Source organism: Methylobacterium sp., assembly GCF_028290105.1.
GTDB lineage: Bacteria > Pseudomonadota > Alphaproteobacteria > Rhizobiales > Beijerinckiaceae > Methylobacterium.
Genome location: NZ_JAQGKL010000254.1, coordinates 1 through 11,428, shown reverse-complemented (window position 1 = coordinate 11,428; position 11,428 = coordinate 1). Strand labels below are relative to the sequence as shown.

General features: G+C 70.5%; 13 protein-coding genes. 7 read left to right on the top strand and 6 right to left on the bottom strand.

The window, feature by feature from the left end:
* From JWQ05_RS17870 to JWQ05_RS17860, 3 genes are all read left to right on the top strand, one after another.
* A partial coding sequence (locus JWQ05_RS17870) for an NADPH-dependent assimilatory sulfite reductase hemoprotein subunit (RefSeq protein ID WP_299661228.1) occupies window positions 1-1,070 on the top strand: 1,070 nt, incomplete at its 5' end.
* A 233-nt stretch (window positions 1,071-1,303) separates the two neighbouring features.
* The gene (locus tag JWQ05_RS17865) at window positions 1,304-1,501 is read left to right on the top strand and encodes a hypothetical protein (protein WP_299661225.1); all 198 of its coding nucleotides are present in this window, start codon (window positions 1,304-1,306) and stop codon (window positions 1,499-1,501) included.
* A 96-nt stretch (window positions 1,502-1,597) separates the two neighbouring features.
* Window positions 1,598-2,221 (top strand): TetR/AcrR family transcriptional regulator, encoded by a 624-nt coding sequence (locus tag JWQ05_RS17860; RefSeq protein ID WP_299661223.1) that lies wholly within the window; start codon window positions 1,598-1,600, stop codon window positions 2,219-2,221.
* A gap of 12 nt (window positions 2,222-2,233) precedes the next feature.
* On the opposite strand, the gene pyrF is transcribed toward JWQ05_RS17860, so the two are convergent.
* The 4 genes from pyrF to JWQ05_RS17840 all read right to left on the bottom strand — a co-directional run bounded on the left by pyrF (window position 2,234) and on the right by JWQ05_RS17840 (window position 6,426).
* A complete protein-coding gene (pyrF, locus tag JWQ05_RS17855; RefSeq protein ID WP_299661220.1) occupies window positions 2,234-2,929 on the bottom strand; it encodes an orotidine-5'-phosphate decarboxylase in 696 nt (231 codons plus the stop codon).
* Between the two features lie 50 nt (window positions 2,930-2,979).
* On the bottom strand, window positions 2,980-3,609 hold the full coding sequence (locus JWQ05_RS17850) for a uracil-DNA glycosylase family protein (protein WP_299661217.1): 630 nt from the start codon (window positions 3,607-3,609) through the stop codon (window positions 2,980-2,982).
* A 76-nt stretch (window positions 3,610-3,685) separates the two neighbouring features.
* On the bottom strand, window positions 3,686-5,908 hold the full coding sequence (locus JWQ05_RS17845) for a xanthine dehydrogenase family protein molybdopterin-binding subunit (protein WP_299661214.1): 2,223 nt from the start codon (window positions 5,906-5,908) through the stop codon (window positions 3,686-3,688).
* A gap of 62 nt (window positions 5,909-5,970) precedes the next feature.
* The gene (locus tag JWQ05_RS17840; RefSeq protein ID WP_299661211.1) at window positions 5,971-6,426 is read right to left on the bottom strand and encodes a (2Fe-2S)-binding protein; all 456 of its coding nucleotides are present in this window, start codon (window positions 6,424-6,426) and stop codon (window positions 5,971-5,973) included.
* Between the two features lie 286 nt (window positions 6,427-6,712).
* Between JWQ05_RS17840 and JWQ05_RS17835 the strand changes: the two genes are divergently transcribed.
* Window positions 6,713-8,248, top strand: coding sequence for a HAMP domain-containing sensor histidine kinase (locus tag JWQ05_RS17835; RefSeq protein ID WP_299661208.1), 1,536 nt, complete (start codon window positions 6,713-6,715; stop codon window positions 8,246-8,248).
* A 7-nt stretch (window positions 8,249-8,255) separates the two neighbouring features.
* Here JWQ05_RS17835 and cobT read toward each other — a convergent pair whose 3' ends face one another.
* Window positions 8,256-9,278, bottom strand: a complete 1,023-nt coding sequence (cobT, locus tag JWQ05_RS17830; RefSeq protein ID WP_299661206.1) for a nicotinate-nucleotide--dimethylbenzimidazole phosphoribosyltransferase — start codon at window positions 9,276-9,278, stop codon at window positions 8,256-8,258.
* Between the two features lie 102 nt (window positions 9,279-9,380).
* On the opposite strand from cobT, the gene cobS reads away from it, so the two are divergent.
* The 3 genes from cobS (at window position 9,381) to JWQ05_RS17815 (ending at window position 11,166) form a co-directional block, all read left to right on the top strand.
* On the top strand, window positions 9,381-10,199 hold the full coding sequence (gene cobS, locus JWQ05_RS17825; RefSeq protein ID WP_299661203.1) for an adenosylcobinamide-GDP ribazoletransferase: 819 nt from the start codon (window positions 9,381-9,383) through the stop codon (window positions 10,197-10,199).
* Between the two features lie 62 nt (window positions 10,200-10,261).
* Window positions 10,262-10,477, top strand: a complete 216-nt coding sequence (locus tag JWQ05_RS17820) for a DUF1289 domain-containing protein (RefSeq protein WP_299661200.1) — start codon at window positions 10,262-10,264, stop codon at window positions 10,475-10,477.
* On the top strand, window positions 10,474-11,166 hold the full coding sequence (locus JWQ05_RS17815; RefSeq protein WP_299661197.1) for a TIGR02281 family clan AA aspartic protease: 693 nt from the start codon (window positions 10,474-10,476) through the stop codon (window positions 11,164-11,166). Before JWQ05_RS17820 ends, JWQ05_RS17815 begins: the two co-directional genes overlap by 4 nt.
* 68 nt (window positions 11,167-11,234) lie before the next feature.
* On the opposite strand, the gene JWQ05_RS17810 is transcribed toward JWQ05_RS17815, so the two are convergent.
* The coding region (locus JWQ05_RS17810) for an autotransporter outer membrane beta-barrel domain-containing protein (RefSeq protein ID WP_299661194.1) at window positions 11,235-11,428 on the bottom strand (194 nt) is incomplete at its 5' end.

Here is an 11,428-nt window from a genome sequence, read left to right as displayed (position 1 = left end):
CGAACGAGGTCGACATCTTCGCCCACGATCTCGGCTTCATCGCCATCTTGGACAAGAAGAACCAGCTCACGGGCTGGAACGTGACGGTGGGCGGCGGCATGGGCATGACCCATGGCGAGACCGACACTTTCCCGCGCACCGCCGACGTGATGTGCTTCGTGAAGCCCGAGGACGCCCTGAAGGCGGCCGAGGCGGTGATGACGGTGCAGCGCGACTGGGGCAACCGCAAGGTCCGCAAGAACGCCCGCCTGAAGTACACGATCGAACGCTATGGCTTGGCCGCCTTCCGCGCCGAGGTCGAGAAGCGCGTCGGCAAGCCGCTGGCCGATCCGAAGCCCTTCACCTTCACCAACAACGGCGACCGCTACGGCTGGACGGCGGGCGACGACGGGCGCCACCACCTCACGCTCTACATCGCCTCGGGCCGGATCAAGGATTACGAGGGTGGCCCGCAACTCCTCACGGGCCTGCGCCGGATCGCCGAGATCCACGAGGGCGACTTCCGCCTGACCGGCAACCAGAACGTCATCATCGCCAACGTCCCGGCCGAGAAGCGCGCCGAGATCGAGGCTTTGGTCGATCAGTACGGCTTGACCAAGGGCGCGAGCGCGCTGCGCCGCAACTCCATGGCCTGCGTCGCCCTGCCGACCTGCGGCCTAGCGCTGGCCGAGAGCGAGCGCTACCTGCCCGACCTGATGACCGAACTCGAGACGAGCCTCGCGTTGCATGGGCTCGCCGACGACGAGATCACCATCCGGATGACCGGCTGCCCCAACGGCTGCGCCCGGCCCTTCATCGCCGAGATCGGCCTCGTCGGTCGCGGCCCGGAGCGCTACCACCTCTATCTCGGCGCCGCCTTCGACGGTTCGCGCCTCGGCAAGCTCTACGCCGAGGATGTGACCGCCTCCGACATCAAGACGATCCTCGATCCGCTCTTTGCCGCCTACGCGAAGAACAAGCAGTCGGGCGAGCGCTTCGGCGACTACCTTATCCGCGACGGCTTTGTGACCCGCACGATCAACGGGCCGGACTTCCACGAGAAGACCGGGGCGCTGAAGACCGCCGCCTGAATCGAATCTCGGACACGATCGGAGGGCAGCGCCCCTCCGGTTCGTTCCAGCCTTCTCGGGGATACACGAGCGCGGCGCAACATCGCGCCATCGCATCGCAACACTAGACCAGACTTACGGCCACGCTTCCACTTCGCGACGGCTACGCTTCCACTTCGTGAAAGGAAAGCGCGACTGTCGGTGAACCGTTTTGGCATCGCCCCGTTGTACCGAGAGACAACAGGGAGGCCGCCATGGGCAAGCACGAGATCCTGAACTTCTTCGAGCACCGCCGGGACGGAGCCTGGATCTGCGTCAAGCCGTTCACGCTGACGACGAAAAACAGCAGCGTCGACATCCGCCAGGGCATGCGTTTCGATTACGGCAAGCGGATCGGCGGCGTCGATCTCGCGGAATATCTGGAGCAACTCGGATCGCAGTTCGGCTCTTGAGAGGGCGCGGAACCCGGCATTGGCGCCGAGGTTTGGTCGGTTTGACGGCGAAACTTGATTTTTGACGCCGGGAACACAACAGCCTAGTTTAGGCCCATGACCCGTACAGCGGCCATCGTCCGCGAGATTTCCGACGAATCGGCGCCGACCACCCGCTGCCGCATCCTGGCGACGGCCGAGGCGGCCTTCCGCCTCGTCGGCTACCAGAAGACCACCGTCGCCGACATCGCCAAGTCCCTGCGGATGAGCCCCGCCAACGTCTATCGCTTCTTTGAGTCGAAGAAGGCGATCCACGAGGCGGTGATCCAGCGTCTGATGGACGACACCGAGCAGCGCGTGGCGCAGGCGGCCCTCGCGCCCGGACTCGACGCGGCGCGGCGCATCGCCGGCGTGATCATGGTGATGCACCGGGCCTGCATCGAGCGCTGCGAAGCCAATCCCCGCCTGCACGAAATGGTGGAAGCGGCGATCGCCGAGAGCTGGGACGTCTGCCGCGCCCATGTCGACCAGATCGGCTCGGTCTTCGAACGGCTCGTCCGCGAGGGCGCCGAGGCCGGCGAATTCGAGGTCCGCGACCCGGCGCTGGCGGCGGCCTGCATCCACACCGCGACCATCCGCTACTGCCATCCCGGCCTCGTCAGCCACTACCCGGACGACGGCGCGCCGCCGCTGGACGCGATGATCGATTTCCTGATCGGCAGCCTGCGCCGCAAGGCCTGACCGGGCCGGCCCTCAACGCATCTCGGCGACGATCCCCAGCGCCACCGCGCGCGGGTCCTCCGCCTGCGTGATCGGACGGCCGACGACCACGTGGTCGATGCCGATCCGGCGGGCCTCGCCCGGCGTCATCACGCGCTTCTGGTCGCCAGCCTCGGCTCCAGCCGGCCGAATGCCGGGTGTGACGATGGCCCGATCGGGTCCGATCCGGCCTCGCACCACGGTGGCCTCGGCCGCGCTGCAGACGATTCCGTCGATGCCGATCTCCGCCGCCTGCCCCGCCCGGCGCGCCACGAGGTCGGCCACCGCCAGGGCGTAGCCGGCCTCCGCCGCATCGGCATCGTCGTAGGACGTCAGCACCGTGACCGCGAGGATCTTCGGACCGTGCATGCCCCGGCCCCGGATCGCCGCCCGCATGGTCTGCGGGTAGGCATGCACCGTGAGGAAGGTCGCGCCGAGATCGGTGAGCGCGCGCACGCCTTCCTCCACCGTGTTGCCGATGTCGTGGAGCTTGAGGTCGAGGAAGACCTTGCGACCGGAGGCGGCGAGCCGCGGCACCAGGGCGAGACCGCCCGCATAGGCGAGCCGGTAGCCGATCTTGTAGAAGGTCGCCGCATCGCCGATCCGGTCGACGAGGCGCTCGGCCTCCGTGACGCTGGCCACGTCGAGGGCGACGATCAGGCGGTCGCGCGGGTCCAGGATTTCGGCCATCGTTGCCTCTCTTGTCTGCCCGCGAGCGATCACGCGGGCGGGCATCCCTGTCAACGGGGTGCCATCGCGCGGGCGACCTCGGCCTTGAGGACGGGGAGGAGTTCGGTCTCGAACCAGGGATTGGCCTTGAGCCAGCCGCTGTTGCGCCAGGAGGGATGGGGCAGCGGCAGAACGCGCGGTTTCTGCGCCGCGTCGAGAATCTCGCGCCAGCGCCGGACGGTGTCAGTGAGCCCGACCTTGGAGCGGCCGAGATGCCAATTCTGCGCGTATTGCCCGATCACCAGGATGAGATCGAGGTTCGGGAGGCCCGCGAACAATTCCTCCCGCCAGATCTCGGCGCATTCGCGGCGCGGGGGCTTGTCGCCGCCCTTGGCGTCGTAGCCTGGAAAGCATGCCCCCATGGGTACGATGGCGAGCCGGCTCGCGTCGTAGAAAGCCGCCGCGTCGAGGCCGAGCCAGTCGCGCAGGCGGGTGCCCGAGGGGTCCATGAACGGGATTCCGCTTTTGTCGGCCCGGTTGCCGGGGGCTTGGCTCGCCACGCAGAGCCGGGCGGAGGCGCGCCCCTGCACGATGGGACGCGGCTCCTGCGGCAGGGGCGCGCCGTAGCGCGGAGCGTCCCGGCAAACGCGACAGGCACGCAGGCGCGCCACGGTAGCGTCGAAGGCGGTCTCGGAGAGCATGATGCCCCCCGAGATAGGCGAGGCCTCACCGGACGGCGAGGAGCCCTATCGTCGCTCTTAGGCGAGGTGGCCGCGCTCAGGCGCCCTTGAGCCCGCTGAGGTTCAGGGGCAGCGAGCGCAGGCGCTGGCCGGTGGCCGCGAAGATGGCGTTGGAGATCGCCGGGGCGATCACCGGCACGCCGGGCTCGCCGATGCCGGTGGGTGCCGCGGTGGACGGCACGATGTGGACTTCGACCACGGGCATCTCGCTCATGCGGGTGGGCTCGTAGGCGTCGAAATTCTTCTCCTGCACCACACCGTCCTTGAGCGTGATCTTATTGCGCAGGACCGAGGAGAGCGCGAAGCCCACGGCACCCTCGACCTGGGCGCGGATCACGTCCGGGTTGACGGCGATGCCGACATCCACCGCCGCCACGATGCGGTTCACCTTCACCTTGGCGTCCTCGGCGGTGACGTCCGCCACCATGGCGACGTAGGAGCCGAAGGATTCGTGCGCCGCGACGCCGAGGCCGCGCCCCTTGCCGCTGGCCTTGGCCTCCGCGACCGCCTTCGGGTCCCAGCCCGCCTTCTCGGCGGCGAGCTTCAGGGTGGCGGAGAGGCGCGGCGCGCCGCCGAGCAGGCCGAGGCGGTAGGCGACCGGGTCGGCGCCGGCGGCATGGGCGAGTTCGTCGATGAACACCTCCATCGCCTGCGCGGTGTGGGTGTGGCCTACCGAGCGCCACCACAGGACCGGTACGCCCTCGCGGGCGTTGTGGACCTCGAAGCGGTAGGCCGGCAGCGCGTAGGGCGTGTCGGAGGCGCCCTCGACCGAGGTCGCGTCGACGCCGTCCTTCACCAGCATGGTCTCGAAGGCCGTGCCGATCATGATCGACTTGCCGATGGTCCGGTGCTCCCAGCCCGTGATCGCCCCCTTGGCGTCGAGGCCGGCGCGCAGGCGATGAACGACCATCGGCCGATAGAAGCCGCCGGCCATGTCGTCCTCGCGGGTCCAGACGAGGTGGACAGGCGCCTTCCCCCCGGTCGCGCGCACGATCGTGGCGGTCTCGGCGAAGTAGTCGGCGCTCGGGGTCGCCCGCCGCCCGAAGGAGCCGCCGGCCCATTGGGTGTGGAGGCGAACCTTGTCGGTGGTCACGCCGAGATTGGCGGCGATGACGGCCTGCTCGATCGTCTGCAACTGGCAGCCGGCGAAGACGTCGTAGCTGCCGTCAGCCGCCTTCTCGATGGTGGCGTTCAGGGGCTCCATGGCCGCATGCGCCAGGTAGGGAAAGGTGAACTCGGCCTCGAGTACCTTGGCCGACCCGGCGATGGCGCCCGCGGCGTCGCCCTTCTTGGACGCGACGAGGCCCGGCGTGCCGAGGCGCTGGCGGTACTCGGCCAGGATCGCGTCGGACGAGCGGGTCTCGGCGGCGGAATCGTCCCAGGTCACCGTGAGGGCGTCGCGGCCCTTCATGGCCGACCAGGTGTCGCGTGCCAGCACCGCGACGCCGGTGGGAATCGTCACCACGTCGACGACGCCCACGACCGCGCGGGCGGCCTTGTCGTCGACGCTCTTCACGGTGCCGCCGAAACGCGGGGAATGGGCGACCACCGCCGTCAGTTGACCCGGACGGCGGATGTCGAGGGAGTAGATCGCGGTGCCGTCGGTCTTCGGTCCCGAATCCAGGCGGGCGACCTTCTGGCCGATCAGCTTGAACTGGCTCGCCTCCTTGAGGCGCGGCTCCTTCGGCACGGGTTGGGCCGCAGCGGCCTCCGCGAGTTCACCGAACCGGGCCTGCCGGTTCGAGGCGGCGTGGCGCACCGTGCCGGACTCGACCGTGATCTCGGAGGCCGGGACCTTCCAGCGCTCGGCCGCCGCCGCGACCAGCATGGCGCGGGCGGCCGCACCGGCCTTGCGCAGCTGGTACCAGGAATTGGCGATGGCGGTGGAGCCGCCGGTGCCCTGCACGGGGCCGAACGCGAAGTTGTTGTAGAGGGTGGCGTCGGCCGGCGCGAAGGTGGTGCGGATGGTGGCCCAGTCCGCGTCGAGCTCGTCGGCCAGGATGGTGGCGAGGCCCGTGGTGTTGCCCTGGCCCATGTCGAGGTGCTTGATCACCACCGTCACGGTGTCGTCGGCGGCGATCCGCACGAAGGCGTTGGGGGCCGCCGGCATCGCCGAGAGATCGGGACCGGCTGCGGCCTTGGCGAGTTTGGCCGGGTCGAGGGTGAAGCCGATGACGAGGGCACCGGCGGCGACGGTGGCGCCGCCGAGGAACGCGCGGCGGGAGGGCACGGGCGGCGTGGCCTGACGGACCTTCAGCATGGGGGGCTCCAGTTCAGACGCGGAGTTCGGGAGAGGAATGGAGAACGAGCGAGCGAAACCCCTCAGGCGAGGGTACGCGCCGCCTCGTGGATCGCCGCGCGAATGCGCTGGTAGGTGCCGCAACGGCAGACATTGCCGTCCATGGCCCCGTCGATATCGGCATCCGTCGGCTTCGGGTTGCCGGAGAGCAGACCGATCGCCGACATGATCTGGCCGGACTGGCAGTAACCGCACTGGACCACGTCGAGGCCGCGCCAAGCGGTGCGCACCGCCTCGGCGACCTTGCCGTTCACACCCTCGATGGTGGTGATCTTGGCCTCACCGACGTCGCCGATCCGGGTCTGGCATGCGCGGACCGGCTGACCGTCGAGATGGACCGTGCAGGCGCCACACTGGGCGATGCCGCAGCCGTACTTGGTGCCGGTCTGGTTGAGGTGGTCGCGCAGCGCCCAGAGGAGCGGCATCTCCGGATCGGCGTCGACCTCGTGCGCCACCCCGTTGACGGTCAGTTTCAGCATCCCGGCCTCCCGATGCGCAGTTTGGAAGAACGCTAATCCTTGCTGGATCGTAACCGTGTGCGGCAGCGCACCTGTCCCGGACTGGCGTCCGGAACGGCGGCGGCATCGCGGCAACAGAGGTGTGCGGACCGGTTCCGCAGACCGGGATCTTACGGAATCTTCGACAATGCCCCGCTTCGCGGCAGGCGGTTCTTAACACATCGGCGGCACTCTCGACGGGTCGTATCCCGGCCTCTCGGCGGTCCCGCCCCGGACCGCGACGCCTCCCCGAATTCTCAAGACGGTGATGACCGACCTGACTGCGGAGATGATTCAACGTGGCCGTGGTCCCTCCGCGCAGGAGGCGGCGCGCCGTCGCGACGTCGCGCGCGACATGCGCTCGGCCCGGGAGAAGCTCACCTCGACGAGCGGGCTCGAACGCGCCTTCGATTACGAACTGATCCGGTCTTACGCGCAGTACCGGGCCGGGGCCGTGATCCCGCTGGCACTGCTCGGGCTCACGGTCGCTGGCATCGCGGCCTTCTGGACCTCCCCCGTCCTGGCCGGGGCCTGGGGCCTCTGCCTCCTGGCCACGGTGAGCCTCGCGAAGTTCCTGACCCATCGTTTCCTGGCGCAGGATCCGGACACGGTCTCCGTCCGGCGCTGGCGCCGGACCTTCATGGTCGCGGAGTTCCTCCAGAGCACGGCCTGGGCCATGATGGTGCTGGTCGGCACGTCGGGCGCGCGCACCTTCGTGCTCTTCGGCCTCGTCATCGTGGCGGCCATCGCCACCATGCTCGCCGCCACCCTGCCGGCGGCCGCCGTGGCCGCCCTGGTGCCCCTCTGCGTCGCCGCCCTCTCGCTGCTCGCCGTGTCGCAGGACATGAACACGATGATGCTCGTGACCATGGTGGTCGGCGCGCAGGTGTTCTTCATGGGCCTCGCCCGCCGGGTCTACGCGGCCACCGTCGAGGCGCTGCAATCGCAGGCGGAGAAGGACGCGATCTTCGGAGAGCTCGAACAGGCCAAGGCCAATTCCGACGAGGCGCGTCGACGCGCGGAGGAGGCGAACCTCGCCAAATCCCGCTTCCTCGCCACTATGAGCCACGAGTTGCGCACGCCGCTCAACGCCATCCTGGGTTTCTCCGAGGTGATGAAGAACGAGGTGTTCGGCGCCCACGTGGCGACCTCGTACAAGGAATACGCCGCCGACATCCACGACAGCGGCCTGCACCTTCTCAACCTCATCAACGAGATCCTCGACCTGTCGCGGATCGAGGCCGGTCGCTACGAACTCAACGAGGAGGCGATCCACCTCGGCCACGCGGTGGAGGAATGCCGCCACATGATGGGCCTGCGGGCGCGGGGCAAGAACCAGACGATCCACGAGTTCATCGACGGCACCCTGCCCCGGCTCTGGGCCGACGAGCGGGCCCTGCGCCAGATCGTGCTGAACCTCCTCTCGAACGCGGTGAAGTTCACGCCACCGGGCGGCGAGATCACCATCAAGGTCGGGTGGACTTCGTCGGGGGGCCAGTATGTCAGCGTCCGCGACAGCGGCCCGGGCATCCCCGAGGACGAGATCGGCACCGTGATGTCGTCCTTCGGGCGCGGGTCGCTCGCGATCAAGACGGCGGAACAAGGCTCGGGGCTCGGCCTGCCCATCGTCAAGGGTCTCGTCGACCTGCACGGCGGCAACTTCCAGCTCAAGTCGAAGCCGCGCGAGGGCACCGAGGTCGTGGTGATCTTCCCCGCGAGCCGGGTCATGGAGACCCTGCCCGCCATCGAGGTGCCGAGCGACGGCGCAATCCCGGCCTCGGAACGCCGCGCCCGGGCCGCCTGAGGCGGGCTCAACCCGCGCTGCGTCCCGAGACGCCGGCCTGCGCGAAGGTTGCCATGTCGCGGTGGCACGCGAGCGCGCCCTTGAGGAGGCCAAGCGCCAGGGCCGCGCCGGAGGCCTCCCCCAGACGCATGCCGAGCGCCAGCAGCGGCACGAGTCCGAGGCGCTCCAGCACGTCCGCATGCGCCCCCTCGGCCGAGACGTGGCCGGCGAGGCAATGGTCGAGGAGCGACGGGTCGAGGGCGTGCAGGATCGCGGCCGCCGCGGTCGCCACGTAGCCGTCGAGCACCACCGGCACCCGCTGCAGCCGGGCGGCCAGGATCGCACCCGCAATCGCGGCGATCTCGCGCCCGCCGAGGCGCGCCAGGACCTCCAGCGGATCGTCGAGATGGCCGGCATGGTGGGCGAGCGCCGCCTCCACCGCAGCGACCTTGCGGGCGAGCCCGGCCTCGTCGACGCCCGTGCCGCGCCCGACCCAGTGGCCCGCCTCGCCGCCGTAGAGCGCCCCGTAGATCGCCGCCGCGACCGTGGTGTTGCCGATGCCCATCTCGCCCAGCGCCAGGCAATCGGTGCCGGCGGCCACCGCCTCCATACCGAAGGCCATGGTGGCCACGCAGGCCTTCTCGTCGAAGGCCGGCCCGGTGGTGATGTCGCCGGTGGGCAGGTCGATGGCGAGGTCGAACACCTTGAAGCCGAGGCCGTAGGCGGCGCAGATCTGGTTGATGGCTCCGCCGCCGGCCGCGAAATTGTCGAGCATCTGGCGGTTCACCTCGGACGGGAAGGCCGAAACGCCGCGCGCGGTGACACCGTGGCTGCCCGCGAAGACGCAAACCAGCGGACGGTCGAGGGTCGGCTGGCCCTTACCCTGCCAGGCGGCGAGCCAGGAGACGAGGTGCTCGAGGCGCCCCAGGGAGCCGGCCGGCTTGGTCAGGGTCGCGTCGCGCTCGGCCACCATCGCCACCGCGTCCCGGTCCGGCCCCGGCAGGGTCTCGACGAGGCGGCGGATGTCGTCGAACGGGGTGGCATCGGTCATGGGGCGATTCCGGTGGCCGGCCCCGGCGCCAGGATGGCGGGCCGCCTGTCGCCGGAGCTATAACGGTCGGCGAACGGGTGGTGAAGGCGAGGCGGGGTCGCGATGCAGGAAGACGCCGATCCCGCCTTCCCAGGCGCTGCCCTGGCGTACGATCTCGCCGGGTGCCTGCGCTTCTACTCGCGGCTGCCGGTGCCGACGCTTCCCGGCGAGGGCGACCCGCACGCGGTGCCGGATTTCCGCACCCTGCCCCGGATGCTGCCGCTGGCCGGCGCGATCCTCGCCCTGCCGGGCGCGCTGGTCCTGCTCGCGGCCTGGGGCCTCGGGCTCGGGCCGTTCCTTGCCGCGACGCTCGGCGTGACGGCGGGCGTCCTCGTCACCGGCGCCCTGCACGAGGACGGGCTCGCCGATGTCGCGGACGGGTTCGGGGGCGGCGGGAATCCGGCCCGTCGCCTGGAGATCATGCGTGACAGCCGCATCGGCGCCTATGGCGGCGTCGCCCTGATGCTGTCGCTGGCGCTCAGGATCGGCGCCCTGGCGACGCTCCTCGATCGCGGCGGGTCGCTGGCCGCCCTCGCCCTGGTGCTCGCCGCCGCCCTGTCGCGCAGCGCCGCCCTGGCGCCCCTGGCGCTATTGCCGCCCGCGCGGACCGACGGGGCCGGCGCCGCCGTCGGCCGGCCGAGCCGGGAGACCCTGATCACGGCCGGCGCCCTCGCGGTCGGCCTGACGCTGCTTGCCCTTCTTCTCGGACTCCCGCCCCTCGGCGGAATCCTCATGCTGGGCTCCAGCGCGCTCGCCGCCCTCGGCGTCACCGCCCTCGCGCATCGCTCGATCGGCGGCCAGACCGGGGACGTGGTGGGGGCCGCCCAGCAACTCGCGGAGATCGCCGCCCTGCTCGGGCTCGTGGCCGCGATCCCGGTCTGATCCGGCCCGCGACGCCGGCCGGACTTGATCCGGACGCCGCCGCCCTGGCATGGATCGCCGCGATGAATGCGCTTTCCCCCAAACCCTCCAGCCCCTGCACCAAGCTCTGCATCCTCGACGCCGTCACGGGCCTGTGCGAGGGCTGCGGCCGCACGCGCGACGAGATCGCCCTGTGGGGCTCGCTATCCGAGCCCCAGCGCCGGGCCGTGATGGCGACGCTGGAAGCCCGCCTGCGCGCCGCCTACCCGGCGCGCGTGCCGGCGCCGGCCGCGCCATGAGGCTCGCCGTCGGCCTGCTCATCCTGGGCGGTGCGCTGATCGTGCTGCTCCTGTCCGGCGACGGCGAGCGCATCGCCGGCATGGAGCCCGACCAGTTCGCGCAATTGGCCATGACCACGGGCCTGCTCAGCGTGATGGTGGCCGGGTTCTGGCATCAGTTCCGGGGCCGGCTGGGTGCGAACCTCACCGCGCTCCTGGTCTGGGGTGCCCTCGGGGCCGCCCTCGTGGCAGGCTACGCCTTCCGCGACGAGGCCCGGACACTCGGCGAGCGCATGCTCGGCGCGGTGCGGCCAGGCAGCGCGGTGGTGGGATCGGACGGCTCGGTCACGATCACCCGCCGGGCGGACGGCGACTTCCACGTGCGGGCCCTGGTGAACGGCAAACCCCAGGGCTTCCAGTTCGATACCGGCGCGAGTTCCGTGGTCCTGACCGCCGAGAGCGCCGCCGAACTTGGGCTGCGTCCGGCGGAATCCGAGTTCGGCGTCCGGGTCTCCACCGCCAACGGCGTCACCGTGGCGGCCCCCGCCTTCCTCGACACGCTTGCGATCGGCGGCATCGTGGAGCGGCGCGTACCGGCCCTGGTGAGCCGTCCGGGGGCGCTTCGCGAAAACCTCCTCGGCATGAGCTTCCTCGACCGGCTGGCCTCCTTCGAGGTGCGGGGCGACCGGCTGATCCTGCGCGATCGCTGAGGTTTTTTGGAACGTGAGGCGCCGTCTCGGATGGGGCGGCGCCTCTTTGCGCGTTTTCCGGCGCGGTCTCAGAACCGATAGGTGAAGTTGCCCTTGACGGCGTGGTCCTGGGCGCGCTCGCCGACCTGGCCGGTGTAGGCGATCCCCAGGGTCGCATCGCGCGCCACCCGCACGTCGAGGCCGGCCTGCGCCACCAGGGCGTCGCGGCCGATCGGCGTGCCCGCGATCAGGAAGGCCGGACCCGTGCCGAAGCTCAGCAGGG

Excerpts from the sequence above, each read along its gene's own strand:
- JWQ05_RS17865 (WP_299661225.1), top strand. The coding sequence starts at position 1,304 with ATGGGCAAGCACGAGATCCTGAACTTCTTCGAGCACCGCCGGGACGGA.
- JWQ05_RS17860 (WP_299661223.1), top strand. The coding sequence starts at position 1,598 with ATGACCCGTACAGCGGCCATCGTCCGCGAGATTTCCGACGAATCGGCG.
- pyrF (WP_299661220.1), bottom strand. The coding sequence starts at position 2,929 with ATGGCCGAAATCCTGGACCCGCGCGACCGCCTGATCGTCGCCCTCGAC.
- JWQ05_RS17850 (WP_299661217.1), bottom strand. The coding sequence starts at position 3,609 with ATGCTCTCCGAGACCGCCTTCGACGCTACCGTGGCGCGCCTGCGTGCC.
- JWQ05_RS17845 (WP_299661214.1), bottom strand. The coding sequence starts at position 5,908 with ATGCTGAAGGTCCGTCAGGCCACGCCGCCCGTGCCCTCCCGCCGCGCG.
- JWQ05_RS17840 (WP_299661211.1), bottom strand. The coding sequence starts at position 6,426 with ATGCTGAAACTGACCGTCAACGGGGTGGCGCACGAGGTCGACGCCGAT.
- JWQ05_RS17835 (WP_299661208.1), top strand. The coding sequence starts at position 6,713 with ATGACCGACCTGACTGCGGAGATGATTCAACGTGGCCGTGGTCCCTCC.
- cobT (WP_299661206.1), bottom strand. The coding sequence starts at position 9,278 with ATGACCGATGCCACCCCGTTCGACGACATCCGCCGCCTCGTCGAGACC.
- cobS (WP_299661203.1), top strand. The coding sequence starts at position 9,381 with ATGCAGGAAGACGCCGATCCCGCCTTCCCAGGCGCTGCCCTGGCGTAC.
- JWQ05_RS17820 (WP_299661200.1), top strand. The coding sequence starts at position 10,262 with ATGAATGCGCTTTCCCCCAAACCCTCCAGCCCCTGCACCAAGCTCTGC.
- JWQ05_RS17815 (WP_299661197.1), top strand. The coding sequence starts at position 10,474 with ATGAGGCTCGCCGTCGGCCTGCTCATCCTGGGCGGTGCGCTGATCGTG.